At 47.2% G+C, this 17,694-nt stretch carries 17 protein-coding genes and 1 riboswitch; of the genes, 1 reads left to right on the top strand and 16 read right to left on the bottom strand.

The window, feature by feature from the left end; genetic code table 11:
* Window positions 1–109: 109 nt before the first annotated feature.
* The 4 genes from ACKPBX_RS08400 to ACKPBX_RS08385 form a co-directional block, all read right to left on the bottom strand.
* A complete protein-coding gene (locus tag ACKPBX_RS08400) occupies window positions 110–913 on the bottom strand; it encodes a hypothetical protein (protein ID WP_319995102.1) in 804 nt (267 codons plus the stop codon).
* Window positions 914–1,374: 461 nt separating this feature from the next.
* A complete protein-coding gene (locus ACKPBX_RS08395; RefSeq protein ID WP_319995101.1) occupies window positions 1,375–1,977 on the bottom strand; it encodes a hypothetical protein in 603 nt (200 codons plus the stop codon).
* Window positions 1,978–2,333: 356 nt separating this feature from the next.
* Window positions 2,334–3,875 carry a sensor histidine kinase gene (locus ACKPBX_RS08390; protein ID WP_319995100.1) on the bottom strand — a complete coding sequence of 514 codons (1,542 nt, stop codon included), beginning with the start codon at window positions 3,873–3,875 and terminating at the stop codon, window positions 2,334–2,336.
* Window positions 3,865–4,566, bottom strand: coding sequence for a response regulator transcription factor (locus tag ACKPBX_RS08385; protein ID WP_068561260.1), 702 nt, complete (start codon window positions 4,564–4,566; stop codon window positions 3,865–3,867). The genes ACKPBX_RS08390 and ACKPBX_RS08385 overlap by 11 nt, the downstream gene beginning before the upstream one ends.
* Before the next feature lie 166 nt (window positions 4,567–4,732).
* Between ACKPBX_RS08385 and ACKPBX_RS08380 the strand changes: the two genes are divergently transcribed.
* Window positions 4,733–5,089: a hypothetical protein gene (locus tag ACKPBX_RS08380; RefSeq protein ID WP_319995099.1), complete on the top strand. Its 357-nt coding sequence runs from the start codon at window positions 4,733–4,735 to the stop codon at window positions 5,087–5,089.
* Window positions 5,090–5,413: 324 nt separating this feature from the next.
* On the opposite strand, the gene ACKPBX_RS08375 is transcribed toward ACKPBX_RS08380, so the two are convergent.
* The 12 genes from ACKPBX_RS08375 to glmS all read right to left on the bottom strand — a co-directional run bounded on the left by ACKPBX_RS08375 (window position 5,414) and on the right by glmS (window position 17,455).
* Window positions 5,414–6,184, bottom strand: coding sequence for an energy-coupling factor transporter transmembrane component T family protein (locus ACKPBX_RS08375; RefSeq protein ID WP_319995098.1), 771 nt, complete (start codon window positions 6,182–6,184; stop codon window positions 5,414–5,416).
* Complete coding sequence (locus ACKPBX_RS08370) at window positions 6,181–7,668, bottom strand: ABC transporter ATP-binding protein (RefSeq protein WP_319995097.1); 1,488 nt, start codon at window positions 7,666–7,668, stop codon at window positions 6,181–6,183. Before ACKPBX_RS08370 ends, ACKPBX_RS08375 begins: the two co-directional genes overlap by 4 nt.
* Before the next feature lie 14 nt (window positions 7,669–7,682).
* The gene (locus ACKPBX_RS08365) at window positions 7,683–8,261 is read right to left on the bottom strand and encodes an ECF transporter S component (RefSeq protein WP_086989526.1); all 579 of its coding nucleotides are present in this window, start codon (window positions 8,259–8,261) and stop codon (window positions 7,683–7,685) included.
* A gap of 35 nt (window positions 8,262–8,296) precedes the next feature.
* Window positions 8,297–8,971: a thiaminase II gene (gene tenA / locus ACKPBX_RS08360; protein WP_319995096.1), complete on the bottom strand. Its 675-nt coding sequence runs from the start codon at window positions 8,969–8,971 to the stop codon at window positions 8,297–8,299.
* A 147-nt stretch (window positions 8,972–9,118) separates the two neighbouring features.
* Window positions 9,119–9,245: riboswitch (TPP riboswitch) on the bottom strand.
* 95 nt (window positions 9,246–9,340) lie between these two features.
* Window positions 9,341–10,003 (bottom strand): transaldolase family protein, encoded by a 663-nt coding sequence (locus ACKPBX_RS08355; protein ID WP_068561267.1) that lies wholly within the window; start codon window positions 10,001–10,003, stop codon window positions 9,341–9,343.
* A gap of 6 nt (window positions 10,004–10,009) precedes the next feature.
* A complete protein-coding gene (locus ACKPBX_RS08350; protein ID WP_068561268.1) occupies window positions 10,010–10,378 on the bottom strand; it encodes a PTS glucitol/sorbitol transporter subunit IIA in 369 nt (122 codons plus the stop codon).
* A 72-nt stretch (window positions 10,379–10,450) separates the two neighbouring features.
* The gene (srlE, locus tag ACKPBX_RS08345) at window positions 10,451–11,458 is read right to left on the bottom strand and encodes a PTS glucitol/sorbitol transporter subunit IIB (protein ID WP_319995095.1); all 1,008 of its coding nucleotides are present in this window, start codon (window positions 11,456–11,458) and stop codon (window positions 10,451–10,453) included.
* Between the two features lie 60 nt (window positions 11,459–11,518).
* The gene (srlA, locus tag ACKPBX_RS08340; protein WP_319995094.1) at window positions 11,519–12,070 is read right to left on the bottom strand and encodes a PTS glucitol/sorbitol transporter subunit IIC; all 552 of its coding nucleotides are present in this window, start codon (window positions 12,068–12,070) and stop codon (window positions 11,519–11,521) included.
* Window positions 12,071–12,110: 40 nt separating this feature from the next.
* Entirely contained in the window at window positions 12,111–12,563 is a 453-nt protein-coding gene (locus ACKPBX_RS08335; RefSeq protein WP_319995093.1) for a transcriptional regulator GutM, read from the bottom strand.
* Complete coding sequence (locus tag ACKPBX_RS08330) at window positions 12,564–14,444, bottom strand: BglG family transcription antiterminator (RefSeq protein WP_319995092.1); 1,881 nt, start codon at window positions 14,442–14,444, stop codon at window positions 12,564–12,566.
* Window positions 14,445–14,459: 15 nt separating this feature from the next.
* Window positions 14,460–15,263 carry a sorbitol-6-phosphate dehydrogenase subunit gene (locus tag ACKPBX_RS08325; RefSeq protein WP_086630049.1) on the bottom strand — a complete coding sequence of 268 codons (804 nt, stop codon included), beginning with the start codon at window positions 15,261–15,263 and terminating at the stop codon, window positions 14,460–14,462.
* Window positions 15,264–15,646: 383 nt separating this feature from the next.
* Window positions 15,647–17,455: a glutamine--fructose-6-phosphate transaminase (isomerizing) gene (gene glmS, locus ACKPBX_RS08320; RefSeq protein WP_086630051.1), complete on the bottom strand. Its 1,809-nt coding sequence runs from the start codon at window positions 17,453–17,455 to the stop codon at window positions 15,647–15,649.
* Window positions 17,456–17,694 lie beyond the last annotated feature (239 nt).

The raw sequence follows: 17,694 nt of genomic DNA, 5'->3' as shown, positions 1-17,694 counted from the left end.
GAGCTGAAATGCGGGTTTACGGTTATACTTCATTGATAATATCTTAGAAAAATAAAAAAAGCAGTCTCAAGCGGATCTGTTCGTTTGGTATGTTTAGGCGTTCCCTTCCTTACTCCGTGATTTGAGGTAAGAGGTTGTCCGTGTCGCTCAGATTATATTCTGTCAGAGAAAAACGGGTGACAAAGGTATATGCTTCGCCGGTTGACGGTACCACGGTAGATTCGGAGTGGACAACCGTCAGAAAATCCTCATCATTGATTTCATAGGTAATGGTTAGATCCTGATAATCAGTATTCTTTATCTCCTGCAGCTGTGTTTCCAGCTCCTGGATAACCGTTACCTCTTCATTTTCCTGCTTCAATTCGCCTATGCTTCGCTGGATTTCTTCCACATTTCTCGCTTTTAGTCTGTCGGCATAGGTGTCGCTCAGAATGAGCTTATATGACGTACCTTCTTCCTGTTCCTCTACTTGGCTCTCTGTTATTTCGAATTCAACTAAGTCGTTCTCAAATAGCGGATCTAGAAGGTCTTGTAAAGGGAACCAAGTTGAAGAAGTCTCTACCCATGGCGCTTCCTCTTGCCCAGTCAAACGGATTTTCTGGTATTGCTTTCCATTAATCTGCGTTACTTCTGTAGTATTTTCTCCTCCAAAAGAAGTTTTTTGATACCAATCATAATCAGAATCCGTTTTTTTCAAGAAGGATCCTTCTGAAGTTTGATTGATTTGTTCCGGACCACCTTTTGTAGAGAAAAGTATCTCAAAGCGGGCATTATCCAGTTCCGCATTCTTCTCCGCCGCGCTCTCGATGGATTGCACAATGCTCATAGTGGAGGAGGTAGAAGACCCACACCCACTTAACACCAGAATACTTGAAAGGAAAGATACTGTTGCTACCATTGTTTTTTTCATCATTCTCAACACCCTCCCAGTAAATTTAAAATATTTAAAAACAAGCTTTTTATGGGCATGTCCTTCCCGACAGAAAGCTGGCTGGAATAATGCTTTAAGTTCTGGTGATCCATCCGCATCACAAATTTTTGCCCTTCCCGGATTTGTTGGTTGACCAAGCGCATTGAGAAATAACCGCACTCGCGAGAGGTAAACCTTATTTCGTTCAAATGTAGTAAAGTTGAGTTACTTGATTCCAAAAACAAAAGCTAAGATTAAAAAAATAGCGAGAATGATGATGGAATCTATTTTAATCCTATTTTCTCTTTTCTTTGTATAGAATATTTCCAAAATCAGTAATCCTAAAAATACTGCTCCTAAAAGGTATTGTACCCAGCGGATGCAAGGTGTATCAGCATACTCACAAAGAATTAAGCTTATAAATATAAGCCCATAGAAGCGATTAAATTTTCTTTTCAATATTATCAATCCATTCCGTTATCTGAATAGGTTTTTAAAGATATCCCCTGACCAATATATCCAGTAAAGTTGCTGTATTTCCAGACTGTGGTCTTCACTTCAACATAAGTTATACCGTTCGTCCTCCAAGTTGTTTGGTTTACAGTGTAATAAACAGAGGGGAGGTTTGTACCAAATACAATGTTAGCAACTTCTATGGCAGCAGCATACTTCAAATTACCTTTAGTAACGAGAAATGCAGCTAAAGCTGAAACTGTTGAGAGGTTTACCTTTCCCGATAATACTCTGACTGTGCTTTTGGGGTAATCTCCTCCAACATACATCGTGGAGAATTTGCCTGGTTGAGTTGGAAACAATTGAGCATTTAGAGCTGCTAAATCCTCAGAAGAAATAATATAATTCTCTTCTACAGTATTCAAATCTTTTTCCAAAGTACTTGTGGGCGTATAATTACTATTTATTTTTTCTAAAATCGAAGTGCTATTTGTTACTAACGAGCGGGAAGGTTCTATTTCTGCCGCAGCAGCCATTACAGACAAGGGAACTATAGTGTTTGAAGTAAGCAATGAGAGAGAGAGCACCCCTAATAATATATTTTTCTTGAACATAATCTAAAATCGCCTCCATGAGTTTAATATAGAAAAAATTGTGGTGTACTAATAAATCAAAAAAACATCGGATTGTAATCCTGAATGATTCATACTTTTTCAACTTGAAATTAGTATACTATGTTACCTGAATTCTAACCTGAGTAAAAACGGCAAGTATTACCCATAAATTGATTTTATATATCAAATTCATTTGCGCATTGGCCGAATAGTAGCTCATAATCATAATACTCTCTTTCTGTTTGTGGCAAGTATGTACGTTTATCTTGCCACAAACACTACTGGACTCATAGAACATATACTAGAAAACAAACAAAAAAATCAGCTGCAGAGCGTTAAACACTGCAGCTGATTTTTTATTGGTTCAGATCAAAAAGAAAGGTAGAGCCTTTTCCCGGTGTGCTTTCGACCGACAAAACGATGCCGTGGCGATCGGCTATCTGCTTGGCGACGGCCAAACCCAGACCTGTGCCTTGCTTGTTGCTTTCTTCGTTTGATTTGAAGAACTTTTCGAAGATGTACGGTTGATCCTTTTCCGGGATTCCTGGCCCGTTGTCAGTGATAGCCAATCGGCAGCCCTCACCTGCGCCAGTCAACGTGATCCGGATTTCGCTCTTTTCGGCTGAAAATTTGACGGCATTTTCCATCACGGCAAGCAGCATCTGCCGCAGCCGGGTATAATCCCCCATCAGCATGAACGCCAACGGCTCTTTCGAGAAAGTCAGCGTAATCCCCTTTTCCCTGGCGATATAGCGCACGGAACGGATGGCATTCTCCACGACATCCACAAAATTCAAGGAACTCATCTCCATTTGATAGTCCGGGTTCTGCAGCCGCGACAGCTCCAGCAGATCGTTGATCATCCGCTCCAGATGGATGCTTTCGGTCAACATCTGTTGGTAGTATTCATCGATTTTGGCGGGATCCTCGACGACATGATCGTTCAAGGCCTCCAGCGAGCCGCGGATGACCGTGACCGGCGTGCGCAATTCATGGGAAATGCTCGTGATGAAATCCTTGCGCATCTTATCCAACTTGGCGCTTTCTTGCGCAGCCTCAGCCAACTTGTCCGCCAGAATATCGATGTTGGCGGCAAGCGAACCCATTTCATCATTTTGGATGATCCCCGTATGGGTTTCGTAATGGTTATCCGCCAACTGCTGTGTCGTTTCTTCCATCCTCTTCAGCGGCTGGATGAACCGTTTCGCCAACAGGACCGCTATCCCGACCGCGGCGATCAAAGCCAAAGCCAAGCTGATTCCCAAAGTCGAAAATCCCGACCGCACGGCAGCCTGCATGTTTGCGATATAGTCGTGCAAAAGGACCGCAGCGATAACCTCCCCTTCTGCGGAGAGCACCGGCGCACCGACCGTGATGGAGGTATCCTCCAATAACGGGCTGAAGCCTTCGCTGAAGGCGACGTCCCCTTCGAACACCTCATCGACAAGCGCCAGTGCAGCGCCTGGTAGTTCCCCATAGATGATCTCTTTTTTGCCGGTCCCGACACTGATCGTCTCCGCGGATTGATCGACAATCCACACCTCGCCCATCGCGATATCCTGAATGGCCGTGATATAGGCGTTGTATCCGTTCACATTTTTGCGCCCGGTCGTACCCGTGGCACCACTTTGTACGAGCAGGCTACTATTTTCGATTTGCTTGCCGGTAGCATTACCATTCGCAGTGGGCGCAGCCGAATCTAAAGCGGGACTCCCGTCTTCCAGATAATCGGCTACGCCGGCCGCGATCGCCTCAGCCCGTTCCTGCATATCCGCCCGATAAATCTCTTCGGTATGCCGGGTGAACAGCAACAGGAAGGCCCCTCCGACAACCACGGAAAACAGCAGGATGACGGATGTGAAATAGAGGACCAGCTTGCGGGTAATCTTATACTTCATCCGGATTCACCTCAAACTTATAGCCGATGCCCCAAACGGTTTTGATGTCCCACGACGGATGGGGAATTTGATCGACTTTTGCCCGCAGCCGTTTGATGTGCGAGTCGACCGTCCGATTATCGCCGAAATAGTCGTAGCCCCAGACGCTATCCAGTAAGTTGTCACGGCTGAACACCTTGTTCTTGTTCGTCGCCAAAATCCAAAGCAGCTCGATCTCTTTTTTCGTGAGATGGACCTGATGCCCAGCGACCTTCACGATGAACTCATCGAGACGGATTTCCAGGTTTTCATGGACGTAGAGTTTATGGTGATCCTTGTTGTCCGATGTCTGATCCAACCGCCGTAGGATTGCCCGAATGCGCGCCATCACTTCACCCGGCGAAAAAGGCTTGACGATGTAGTCGTCCGCTCCGATATCCAAGCCCATGATCCGTTCAAAATCTTCCCCTCTGGCGGTCACCATGATGATGGGAATCGAGGAAACTTTCCGGATTTCCCTGCACACTTCGAAGCCATCCTTTTTCGGCATCATCACATCCAGCAAAATCAAATCGAATTTGTCTTTCCCGAATTCCTGCAGCGCCTGTTCGCCATCATAGGCGACGACCGCCTCGTAGCCATCCTTTTCTGAATACTCCTTCAGGATGGATGTTATTTGTTTATTATCATCCGCAATCAATAGCTTTACCATCGTACTCCCTCCTCGGGGAAATCATACTGCAAAAATATGGCAAGATTATGTTTTCACCCCGATAATACCACACAAATGTGCCTTTAAAAACACGCTTCTGCCATACTTTTTGATTATTCTTAGGTCAGTAAGAAATAACAAAAAATCATACCAGGGGGAAACAAAAATGAACAAGACAAGAATCATGACCATCCTATCCGTTGCAGGCTTATTTGTTGGAGGTGCAGCACCGGTACTGGCAGCGAGCGACACGGCAGCCCAGAACGGCACGATGACCCAAGAGCAAATCAAGTCAGGCGAATGCACAAATGAAGGAGCAAAAAAACAAGGCAATGAAGAGGCAACCATGAAACGTGCCCGCGAGAAAAGCGGCACGTGCGATGGAACGGGTACGCAAGCCAATCAGGATGGTAACCAAAACGCTACGGGCGAAGCAGACGGCGACGGCAACCAGTACGGTGCGGATGAAACGGACAATGACGGCAAAAACGGCGTCCGCGATCAATCTTGCCAAGCTGAATAACAGTCAACCAGCCAAGTAAATCGCATTGCACTTCGATATGAAGGCACCGCAACAAAAGGGGCGGTCTCGCAATGAGATCGCCCCTTTTTGTGCGTATTCCACTTTTGCAGCTGAAATCCCACAGATCGAGAGAACAAGACTGCAAAAACATACCCGCCAGCTCCGGCCAGGCTTTCGTTCGCCGGAGGAGCCGGTAAATAACTGGGCTCTTCTCCGATGCAGCTTTAGCTGGTCGGAGGACGGCATCTGAATGTGAGAGCAACTCCGGCGAAGCCTCCTTAGCCGGAGTTGGGCAGCCCCACTACTTCTCCAAGCAAAAACTCCTCAACCTATCCAATGCTTCGCCCCATAACTCATGACCGCAAGCAGCGTCATGTACGCGAGGAAAACAAAATCGTTGCCGGAAAAACCTATCTTATAATAATAGGTCCGGCTCTCATTTCCGGAAAAGCGTTTCGCTTCCATCGCCACGGCGATGCGGTGCGCCCGCCGGATGCTTCCTGACAGCAACGGAATCGTGTAGACCTTCATCTTGAAGAGGATACCCTGCAAGCCTTTCACCCTTTCGCTGCCGCGCACCTTGCGGGCATTGCGGATCGTTTCGAATTCTTCCGTCATGATCGGGATCAACCGCAGCGCAGCCATGAAGCTGTAGGCATATTTAGGATCCAGCCGAAGCTGTTGCATCAACGAATAAAACAAGTTGACCGGCCTCGTCGTCAATGCGAAGGTCAAGCCCAAAACAGCGAAGACCAATGCGCGCAGGCCAATCAGCATCCCCCGCAAGAAACTTTCCTCGGTGATGCGGATCAGCCCCCATTCGAACCAAAGCGTTTCGCCTTTCCCGAACAGGATCATGGAGCTGGCTGTCGACACGAAAATGGCGCAGAAAGGAATCAACAACAATAAGATCCGCTTCAACGGCTGTCCCGTAAACAGCAGGAACAGGACCAAAAGCCCGCTGCCGATGAAGGCCATGATTTCAAGGTTGCGGACAAACATAATTGCGATGCATAGCAGCAGCGACATGCCCAATTTCAGGCTGGGGTTGACACGGTGAAGCCAGGTCTCTTTGACTAATTCCCATTCCCTCATCCGCACATTCTCCCTTCCAGCTGCAGTTCCGCGGAGAACGCAGTCCGCATGTCAGTAGCCGATTCCGTGGTATCCCTGATTTCACCGTCGGCAACCGTCCAAAAAGTTGTCCCGTAGTTCCGGGAGAGTGTTTCATCGTGGGTCACCATCAGGATGACGGCGCCCTTTTTCCGGTAACTCTCCAAAAATTCCAGCAAGGCAAAGGTGTTTTTGGAATCCAACCCGAAAGTCGGTTCATCCAAGAGTATCAATCGCTGTCCTTGGATGATCGTCGCCGCTACACTCAGGCGGCGCTTTTGCCCCATCGAAAGTTGGAAAGGATTTTTCTCCCGCTGCCCGCTCAATTGGAAAAGCTCCAGATATTCCTCCACAAGCTTCTCGATATCCGAATTTCCCTTTCCGTCCAGCCGCAGCGAATAGGCCATCTCTTCATGGACCGTATTCGCCACGAACTGGTACTCCGGATTCTGGAAAACGAAAGCGACCCGATCAGCCAGCTTTTTCACTTTTTTGATCGGTTTCCCCTCCAACTCGTAGTCCCCGCTCGTTTTGATGAACTGCATGACGGCATGCAGGAAAGTACTTTTCCCGGCTCCATTTTGGCCGCGGATGATGATCCATTCACCCGGATAGGCCGCCAGCCCGGCTCCTTGAATCTTTATTTCCCCATTACGGAAGCCTTTGAAATCACGCAATTCCATCAGCGGGCTTTGCAATCTAAAGGACTTTTGCTCCCGTTGCAACGGCGTTTCTGCCAGATGCCGGTCCCACACCCCCGGAAACCAGATGCCCTGCTCCTTCATCTCGTCCTTGTGGGCCGAGAAGATTTCTTCGTTCGGTCCATCGGCGATGATGCGGCCGGATGCATCGAACAACACGAGCCGTTCGGCGAATGCCAGCACATGATCGATTTTGTGTTCCACAATGATGACCGTTTTGTCCTTGCAGACATCCTGCAGGACCTCCCAGATCGCTTCCGTTCCTTCCGGATCCAGCATGGCGGAGGGCTCATCCAAAAAGAGCACTTCCGGATCCAACACCAATACCGAGGCGATCGCCAGCCGTTGCTTCATCCCTCCGGAAAGGCTTTCGATGGGGATATGGCTGTCCGCCAGCTCCAAACCCACTTGCCGGAGCGCAAAGTCTATTTTGGCAGCCATCTCTTCGCGCGGAACCGCCAGATTTTCGAGCACAAAAGCGAGTTCTTCATCGACATAGGGCATGCAGAATTGGCTGTCCGGGTCCTGAAAAACATAGCCCCAGGAAGCCGGCGTCACGAGCTTTTCGGCCTTCATCGGCACTTCGATCGATTGCGGAATCAGCCCGCTCAACACCTGCAGCAGCGTGGATTTGCCGCAGCCGGACGGCCCCAAAAGCAGCACTTTTTCGCCTTCAGCCACCGAAAAGGAAAGGTCCTTGAACAACAAATCGGCGTCGCCGGGAAACTTCAACTTCAGCTTTTCCACATACGCTCGCTGCTCCATTTCCGCCATCCTCCTTAATCCATATCTGTGAAATCTTCAGTCGAAAGCGGACGGACAAGGTTCGTCACGCCGGTATCCTCCAGGACTTCCGCCAAGTAGTAGGCCAGCACCCCGGCAAAGAAAATCGAGCCGGCAAAACGGGCCAACAAATACAGCGCCAAGTTCCAAGCAGCCAACTCAGCAATCTGCCCGTTCAACGCATCCACCACTAGCGAACCCACGCAAGATGCCGAAGCTGCCAAAGCGGCAACCTTCAGGTCAAAACGTTTGTAACGGAAGGCCATGAACACTAATTCCGCAAACAATCCTTGCACCACGCCGGAAAGCAAGACGGTCAGACCCCATGGCGACCCCAAAAGGAATTCACCTGAAGCCGCAGCGATTTCCGCCAACAGCGCCACACCCGGTTTGCGGATGATGAAATAGGCGAAGGTACCGGCGATGAACCACATGCCGTACAGCAGCTGATCAAGATGCAGACCCAACGGCTGCACCGCGTAATAAACCGTTCCCCACAGGATGTAGACGATCCCGAAAGCGATGGCGATGACGATCGTCACCAAAATATCTGTAAGCTTCAATTCTTTTTTCATTTTCTCTGTCTCCTCTTTGCGTTTGATTTTGTCGCTCAGTTCTCCAACGGTACCGGCCATGTTTCCATGCGATAGGCCATTTCCCAAAATGCGTATTCGTACTGGCTGCTGATGATGAAATGTTCTTTCATCCTTTCACGGTCCGCTTCGGTTGCAGATGTAGCGATCTTATCCAGATGCGCAATCTGTTCATCCACCCGGTCCTGAAAATCCTTCCCGCCATAGGTAGCGATCCATTCCTGATAGATCGGTTCTTCAGGTGCCGCGTCAATGAAGGCGTCGCCGATTTCGGCATAAAGCCAGTAGCAAGGCAGAACGGCGGCGATCACATCCCCCAAATGCCCCGAGTGGCCGGCATGATAGAGATGGGACGTGTAGGCGTATGTTGTGGGCGCGGGTTTGAAACACTCTTTTTCTTCCGCGGTGATGCCCAGCCTTTTCGAAAATTGTTCATGCAGGCCGATTTCGGCGCTGTACGTATGCTTCGCGAAGTCGGCGAACTGGTTGGTCGTCGCAATATCCGGTGCTTTGGCTGCGCCGAGCGCCAAAATTTTGGCGAAGCGCGTCAGGTAATAGGAATCCTGCTGGATGTAAAAACGGAAATTCTCCAACGGCAAGGTGCCGTCCCCGATCCCTTTCACAAACGGATGCTCCATGCTGGCTGCCCAGATCGGTTCTACCGCTTGGCGGATTTGTGCTGAAAATGTCATTGCTTTCCCTCCATATGCTGTGAGCGCTCCGCAAGGGTCCCGACTTATCCGAACGGCCGCTCTTGATTTTTGCAAACAAAAAAACCACTCTCTTCCCAACGGAAAAAAGTGGTTGTATGTTCCTTATGCAATAGGGACTTACTTAGCCAAAAGAGGCTGCCACTTCCCTACGCTGGTACAAACCAGATCAGGTTCTAAGGGTCTCGAAGTCCTACTTCGATCTCAGCTTTTTGGCGGACAGTCATCCGCCGGTAAAGCACCCCTAGTGGTAAAAAGAATATTCAGTTCATTTGCTATTGTTCTAATCGTATCATAATTTTTCCGGAAGTCAACTCGTTCTGTTGCACGAAACGTTACCGTTTCTTGTATTTATTCACCATATGCAGCCAACAACGCTTGTCCGTCTGCTTCAAAAACCTGCAATGCCTGCAGCGCCAAATCCTTGTTCATCATGTTATTCAGGACATCCGGAGGGATCGTGGCAGTATGCGCGCCCGACTCCAAAGAATCGATGACTTGTTGGGAATTTTTGAAGCTCGCTGCCATGATTTTGGTCTTGTAGCCTCTGGCATCGATGAACGTCCGCATGGAACGGATCGCCTTGAAGGGATCGATCGCATTGTTCAGCATCCTGTTCACATACGGTGCCAGATAATCGCATCCGGCTGCGGCGGCCAGGATCCCCTGGTCCGCAGAATAGATCAGTGTCCCCAGGATCGCTCTTTCCGGATCGTCCTCTTTCACTTTTTTGATTGTTTCCAAGCCTGCTTGTGTAACGGGAATCTTTATCGAAAGTCGGTGATTTGCATCAAATGTCTTTATTGCTTCATAATCGGCAAACATTTCTTCAGAAGTCGTACCCAGCAATTGTACAAAAAGTTCCGTCGGCTCCAAAGCCAATAAATCTTGTAATTGTTTGAAGCGACTGCCGGAACCAGTCGACAAAATCGTCGGGTTGGTGGTGACTCCTTTCAGAAATCCGCTTTTCAAAAAACTTCCGATTGCTTTGATGTCGTTCGAATCTATGTACATACGCTACTACCCCACAGTTTCAGTGATTTTGATGATGGTGCCTTCCGCGATTTCGTTCACTGTTTTGTGTTCAACATACAGCGAGCCTGCCAATTCAGCGACTGTTTCTCCGCTGAAGTTAATGGTGATGTGCCCCAGATCCCTGAGGTTTTTGTTGACCACATCACCCACTGCTGTGACGCGATAACTATCGTCGCCGATAACCAACGCGTGTCCTAGTTGAATATCCTGCTCCAGTGCATTTTGTTCGATCAGGAAGCAATATGGCCGCAATGCTTCCGGAGCATCGTCTCCGAACAATACCATCATATCCTCAGCTAAAAACTCCTTAGCGTTAGGTCCGATTTCTGTGACTACCGTTGAATAAATTGACATTTTTCTTCACCTTTTCCGATTATTACTTTTTATTTACGAGGCAAAGCGGGCTTGTCCCGCTTTTCTTCTTTTTTAATATAGTCCGAAGCTTGCTAACCAAGCGACGAATACGCGGGGCACACCGTTCAGGAATCGAGAATAAAGAACGGATGGTACGCCGACTTCTACTGTTTTGGCTTCTGCTTCTTGCAAGCCTAACCCGACTGGAATGAAATCGCAAGCATTTTGTGTGTTGATGGCGAACAAAGCCGGTAAAGCTAAGCTTGGTTCGATATTGCCTTTGCCGATTTCAACACCGATTAATGTTCCGATAACTTGCGCGATTACAGCACCAGGTCCCAATAGCGGAGAAAGGATCGGCAAGGAGCAGATGAACCCAATGACCATCAAGCCCCAGACATTACCTGCCAATGGAATCATCATTTTCGCGAACAGATTGCCGATTCCGCTGCCTTGGATAATACCGATCAGCATCGCTACAAAGGCCATGAACGGGATGATTGTCTGCAAGACTGTCTGCACCGCTTCACGGGCTGATTGCAGCATGATAGCGATCCCTTTACCTGCAGCCAAACCGATTTTTGCCACTACGCTGCCTTTTTCGGCATTTTGTTGCGTCAGTTTTTTGTCTGTAGTGTAAGCGACTTTCTCTTCTGCCACTGGTTCTGCAGTTGCTACGCTTGCTGCCGCTACATTTGCTGTCTCGCCAGTTACTTGGATCTGATTCAAGCCAACATTTGAAACGTAAATGTCTTCGGTGATGTATTTAGCCAAAGGACCAGATTTACCGGTGGCAACAACGTTGATTGTCGGGATGCCTTTTTGAGGATAGATGCCGCATCTCAATGTTCCGCCGCAGTCGATGATAGCCAAGGCTGTTTCATCATCCGGAATGGATGTTTTGAATCCGTTTACGGCTTCCATACCTGTAAGTTCAGCGATTCTGTCGACGATGGCAGGTTTTTCTCCGCCGCCTACGATGTAGATGAATTTATGTTTTTGCTCTGTTGGTGTGATGATCAGTGGTCCGCCCCAGCCGCCGGAACCTTTTTCGACTTTGATGCTGTTATATTTTGTCATAATGAATACCCCTCTCGTTCTCATGCATTCTATTTGTTTAATGCAACATCTTCTTGGTCGTTAGTATTGAACTTTCGCTGTTTTGCTCAATTGGATTCCGGATTTTTTGCAGACATAAGCAGTTGTGAAGTCGGTTACATATGCGCCTACAGCATTCATCACAAGCCCGACAAGCAGATAACGGATAGCCAATGGCGTGGTGCTCAATCCTAACGTTTCAACACCTGACGCGATTCCCAGGAATACGAACAATTCACCTGCATTGATATGTGGGAAAAGGCCGTTACTCGTGTGGTTGTATTGTGCAAGTGCCGCATAGAAACTTGGTTTGTAGAATTCCGGCAAAAATCTCCCTAGGGTGAATGATGCGGGGTTCCCCAACATGAAGGCTGCCAAGAAAGGTAGGATACAGTTTCTGACCAAGGAATATTTCGAGAAGCGTTGTGCGAGGCCGTTGATTCTTTCCTCACCGATCAGTTTGATCACGACGTTCATGAATACCATCAGCATCAAGACGATTGGAACGATGCCGGTCATCCAGCTCATAAATGTATTAGCACCTAATTGAAATAATCCGATAAAGCTTTCTGCACCTTTAACTAGAAAGTCCATATTTAACACTCCTTATTATATGTATTATTTCTGACACGATTTAACCGAACTTAATGTTTGTAATTTTTTTGGTCAATTCCTTAAAGGGAGATTCTTTCTCCGGAATGATTTCTCCGTTTATGAACATCCGGTAATTAGTGACCGCATTCATGATGGTTTTGCGGGTGATCTTGATTTCAGCCAGCACATCCGGATCCTCTGCCTTGATGGCTTCGATCAGTCTGCCGTTGAAATTGTTGTATGGTTTGAACCTGGCCAAGATTGTGGTCCCCTGCAGCTTTTTGCCTCTGACGATCATGCCGTTGCTGTCCAGTTGGAACATGATGATCGTTCCGGAAGTCAGCTTCCCTGCCCGTTTGCCTATCGCAACTCTGCCGTCCGCCTTCAATTCGTTGTATTCATTGCCGAAATGTTTGATCTGAAAAAATCCCAGTGCGCTTTGGATCAAAAAAGCGCTGACAACCAGAATACCCAATGCAAGCATATTATTCATCTATTTCGTACCTCTTTTCTCCAGCATCTCAATAAGTCCTTGTGCATCATCCACTTTTTTCAGATCATTGATCAGAGTAGGATCATTGATGACCTTAAAGACAAAATCATATACCTGCATCAAGATTCTCTCTTGCTGCTCAGAAATTTTCTCGGGTGTCACTAGAAATAACATCAAGGAAAACGCGTCGTTGCGGTTGGCCATCGTGATGTTCCCCAGGACAAACACCAACTTGTTGATGTTTGGGTCGGTCAAATGCGGGAAAGCTACCTTGTTTTCATAAATCATTGTGTGTCTTTCTTCTTTTTCCACGAACCGGTCCAGGATATCTTCGGACAGACGGTATCTTCTGGAAAGGTAGGACGTGATTTCTTCCACATAATCGAAGTAACCCATTTGACCCTTCAGATTGACGAGGTGATAACTGATGTCCTCGTTTGTCAGGTATTTGATGTTGTATTGATCTTTTTCCACGGCATAGATCTTTTGGGCCAAATCGTCCGGGCTGACCAATCTGTCGATCTTGATGACAGGGACTTCGGTGTCCACGGAAATCTCTTCGGTTGTGAAAAGCAGTCGGAACCGCTTCAGTTTTTCTTTCGGCAGGCTATCGGTGTTGAGGTGGACAATATTCATCTCATTCCCGACGATCTCTTTGATCTGTCTGCTGATCAGCTCAAAACTCCCTCTCCCAAGGTTGGTGATGATGCCTACATCCTTTGTGCTTTTCCCTTTGGAATCATTCGCTTGCCTTTCGTCCAGCATCAGTGCGTAATAGACAGCCAGATAGCTGATGTCGTCCGCGCTTGCACGCAATTGGTAAAGGCGATTCAATTCCGACAGCGAAATCTTCGCCAGCTCGAAGGCCAAAGGGTATTTGAGCTTGATCTGCTCCAGATACAGATCCGTGTTCGGAATCCGGAAGACCAGCCTGTTTATCAGGAAAAGCAAGTGATATTTGACTTTATCAAAGAAGGCTTCTTCATCGATTTCGATCATGACTTGATCCCTTACCGTTTTCAGCATACTGGAAACGACTTGTCTCAGAACTTCTTCGTTTTCGGAATTTTCGCTCCCTTTCACGTAGGCGGAGTTCCTTGTGTTGATCGGGAAAGCAAGAAACGCAATTTCATGGTCATTCAAGGCAACTGCAAATTTCTTTTGCAGCAGTTGGGTATAGGCGATGATATTTGCCGAGTCCGCCTCAAAGTTTTTGTACATCGGAATTTCGGAATCTATCGTATGCCCATGCGCCAACCTGTGTACGCTTACAGCCAACGCCTTATAAAGCAGTTCTTTCGCTTGCTCATCCAGCTTGTAGTCCCGGACGAGTCCGTCAAGCGCATCCTGGATTTCTTGGTCCGGCAGAAAAGTCATCTGCAGCAACTCGAATACTTCGTAAATCAGGACCAAGCGGGTGCCGAATTCGCTGCACTGGAAGGTGATGCCTTTGTTCGGGATTCCGACGACTTTCGCATTGTATTTCTCCAAAAGCTGCTTCAGCTTTTTGAGGTCGTTGTTCACCGTGCTCCTGCTTACACTCATTTCTTCGGAGAGGTCTCCGATATTCAGGTACTCCTCTGTACATATCAAGCGGTACAACAGATACGCGATCCTGCATTCTACTTTATTGAAGTCTTGATGGATATTGTAATGAAGTGTGTTGAATATGTTCACCCCCTCCTTTCTGACGATGCCTACTTTGGATTCATCCTTTTGTTGGATTTTTAAGAACCCCTCGTAGACATCGTTCAATTCCGAAATGATCGTTTTGATCTGGTATTTGTTTTTTCCCGACGCTTCCTCGAGACTTTGAACATCCATTTCTTTATTTGAAAGTAAACTTCTCAGCAAAACTTCTCTATCGCTTGCCGTTGACATCTCAATGCCCCCATACTATCCTCTAGATTTCCCGCCTGTAATGTTGATTGTTGTACCAGTGATATAAGCGGATTTGTTGGAAGATAAGAATGCCACCAAGTAGCCGATTTCATCCAATTTTCCGACGCGTCCCAGTGGAATGCTCTTTTCATACCCTGTGTCCAATTGCTCAACCGGTATGTTTCTTGTGTAAGCCAATGCTTCATTGTAGGCAGGAGTTGTCAATCCTGTTTTTTCGTTGATCCCCGGTGCGATACCGACGACTTTGATGCCAAATTTTCCAAGTTCTTTTGCCCATGAACGCGTGTAAGAATTTGTAGCGCCTTTTGTGGCTGAATAGATGCTTTGACCGACCGAACCTTCCATGCCGGATTCGGAAGAGATATTGATGATCGTTCCTTCCACTTTGTTCTTCAGCATGTTTCTGACGACGGCTTGTGTAGTGAATACCATTCCTTTTTGATTGACTGCTGTCATTTTGTCGAATGAGGCTTCATCGATTTCGTAGTTTCTTTCGTCACTGTAGACATCCACCAACAAACGCGGCAAGTTCATACCTGCATTATTGACCAAAACGTCGATTTTTCCAAATTTCTCAACAGCTTTTTCGACCATTGCCTCGATGCTCTCGATAGAAGTCACATCTGTCTTCACATTCAGTTTACCATATACACTAGTTCCCGTTTCAACACTTAAATCAGCTACAACGACGTTTGCGCCTTGTTCTTTCAAGTGATCCGCGATGTGTAATCCGATCCCTGAATTTCCTCCTGTAACGATAACCGTTTTTCCGTCTAATTCCAACCAGTTGTTTGCCATAATTTTTTGTATCCCCTTTCAATCTCTATAGTCCAGAGTATAGACCAAATAAAAAATAAATTAATACAGTCCTCGAACCGGAAAAGGTGTCCAATTTTTGAACTAATTAAATTGCTGGAATTTGGAGGGATGGGATAACAATCATATTTATGTATCCGAAAACGGAAAAAGCGCGCCGCGACTGGGAAAAACTGATTTTTTACGCCTGCGGTTTCAGGAGCAGCAAAACTTTTCCCAGTGAAAAAAGCGAATTAGTGCAACCATCCCTTCACTGCAGTGCTATTATCTTTGAACTAATCGGACCTATTCAAACGCAAAAAAAACATCCATTCGCTTATTCAATGATAAGCGAATGGATGTTATAAGTATGTATTTAATGAATTTTACTCAACCGTAACGGATTTCGCCAAGTTTCTTGGCTTGTCGACGTCATAGCCACGGTGAAGCGTTGCGTAGTAAGCCATCAATTGGGTCGGAACGACTGTCATCAGTGGAGCCAAGGCTGGGTGAACAGCCGGCAAGATGATTTGGTCGTTCTCATTAGCCAAACCTTCCATTGCAAATACGCAAGTGTTTGCTCCGCGCGAACGCACTTCTTCAACGTTTCCACGGGTATGGCTGGCAACATCAGCTTGGGTAATGATAGCCAAAACCGGAGTTCCTTCTTCAATCAAGGCGATTGTGCCGTGCTTCAATTCTCCGGCAGCAAAACCTTCTGTTTGGATATAAGAAATTTCTTTCAGTTTCAATGCAGCTTCCATCGATACGAAGTAATCCAAACCGCGTCCGATGTAGAAAGCATTGCGGGTGTTCGGCAAGTAGATGTCAGCCAATTCAGCGATGCGCTCTTTGTCATCGATGACCGCTTCCATCGCATTTGCGACGATCCCCAATTCATGGACCATGTCGATTCCCATATCATGACCCATTCTCGCGCCTAACGCATCCGACAAGACAGCCAAGACAGCGATCTGTGCAGTGTAAGCTTTCGTTGAAGCGACTGCGATCTCTGGACCTGCATGCAACAGCAATGTGTAGTCCGCTTCACGCGATAAAGTCGAACCAGCCACGTTTGTGATCGTCAAAGCTGGGTATCCCCATTCTTTTACTTTCACCAATACTTGGCGGCTATCCGCAGTCTCCCCACTTTGGGTAAGGAAGATAAAGAACGGATTGCCTTTCAATAGCGGCGGGTTGTAGGAGAATTCGCTGGCGACATGCACTTCTGTCGGGATCTGTGCAATTTTTTCCAGATAGTGTTTGCCTACCCAACCGGAATGGTAGCTCGTTCCGCAAGCCACGATATGGATGCGGTCAGCTTCCAACATAGCAGTGGTCAATTCTTCAGGAACCGTCAGGCGACCTTCTGCATTTTGGTATTTTTGGATGATGTTACGCATAACAGCAGGCTGCTCATCGATTTCTTTCAACATGTAGTAAGGGTATGTCCCTTTTTCCAGGTCGCTGGCATCGATTTGGGCCGTATACGGATTACGTGTTACCGTTTTTCCGTCCATTTTTTCGATTGTGACGCCATCAGCCGTCAATGTGATCATTTCGCCATCGTGGATTTCCACATATTGGTTCGTGATCTGAACAGTAGCCATCGCATCGCTGGCAACGACGTTGAAGTCATCACCCAAACCGATCAACATTGGGCTTTTGTTTTTGGCTGCGTAAAAGACGTCCGGTGCTTGTGCATCCACTAAAGCGAAAGCGTAAGAGCCTCTTACGATCGACAAAGCGCGGCGCAAAGCTTCTTTTCCGTTCAGGTTTTCTTCGGCAGCGATTTTTCCGATCAGCTGCACAACGATTTCTGTATCTGTTTGGCTAACAAAATTAACGTCCTGCAGATACTCGTCTTTGATTTCTTTGAAGTTTTCGATGACGCCATTATGGACCAATGTGAAACGTCCATCCGCAGATTGGTGCGGGTGTGCATTCTCTGCGCTCGGCACGCCATGCGTTGCCCATCTTGTGTGTCCGATGCCTGTATGCGCTTCAACCTGTCTGTCGACGATCGCACGCAAATCAGCGATGCGACCTTTTTCCTTGAACACATGACCTTGGTTTTCAGCATCTACGACAAAAATACCGGCTGAATCATAACCACGGTATTCCAATTTCTCTAATCCATGCAACAATACCTCTTGTACATTGCCTTTTCCTACATATCCAACTATTCCACACATAAGCGTAAAAATCCCCTTTATTATCTCGATTTTTTCTGGGTGTGGGGATTGATCTCTGTAAGACCGTTTCGGGCTCTGCAGCCGCATAAGGGTCTTTTTTGCTTCAATCCTGTAGACTACACTTGCCTTGGGTCATCCGCCGAATCCTTCGATAAACCCAATCCTCGTCACTTCAGGGCCAATGTTCCTGTGCTCCCTGAAGTCTGGCGCTATCCATTTGTTCTTCCTCTATCCTCCTA

The sequence above is a fragment of the Trichococcus shcherbakoviae genome (genome assembly GCF_963666195.1).
In the GTDB taxonomy this organism is placed as follows: Bacteria; Bacillota; Bacilli; order Lactobacillales; family Aerococcaceae; genus Trichococcus; species Trichococcus shcherbakoviae.
Note: the sequence above shows the minus strand (reverse complement) of the source record. Positions and strands in the feature narration are given on the sequence as shown.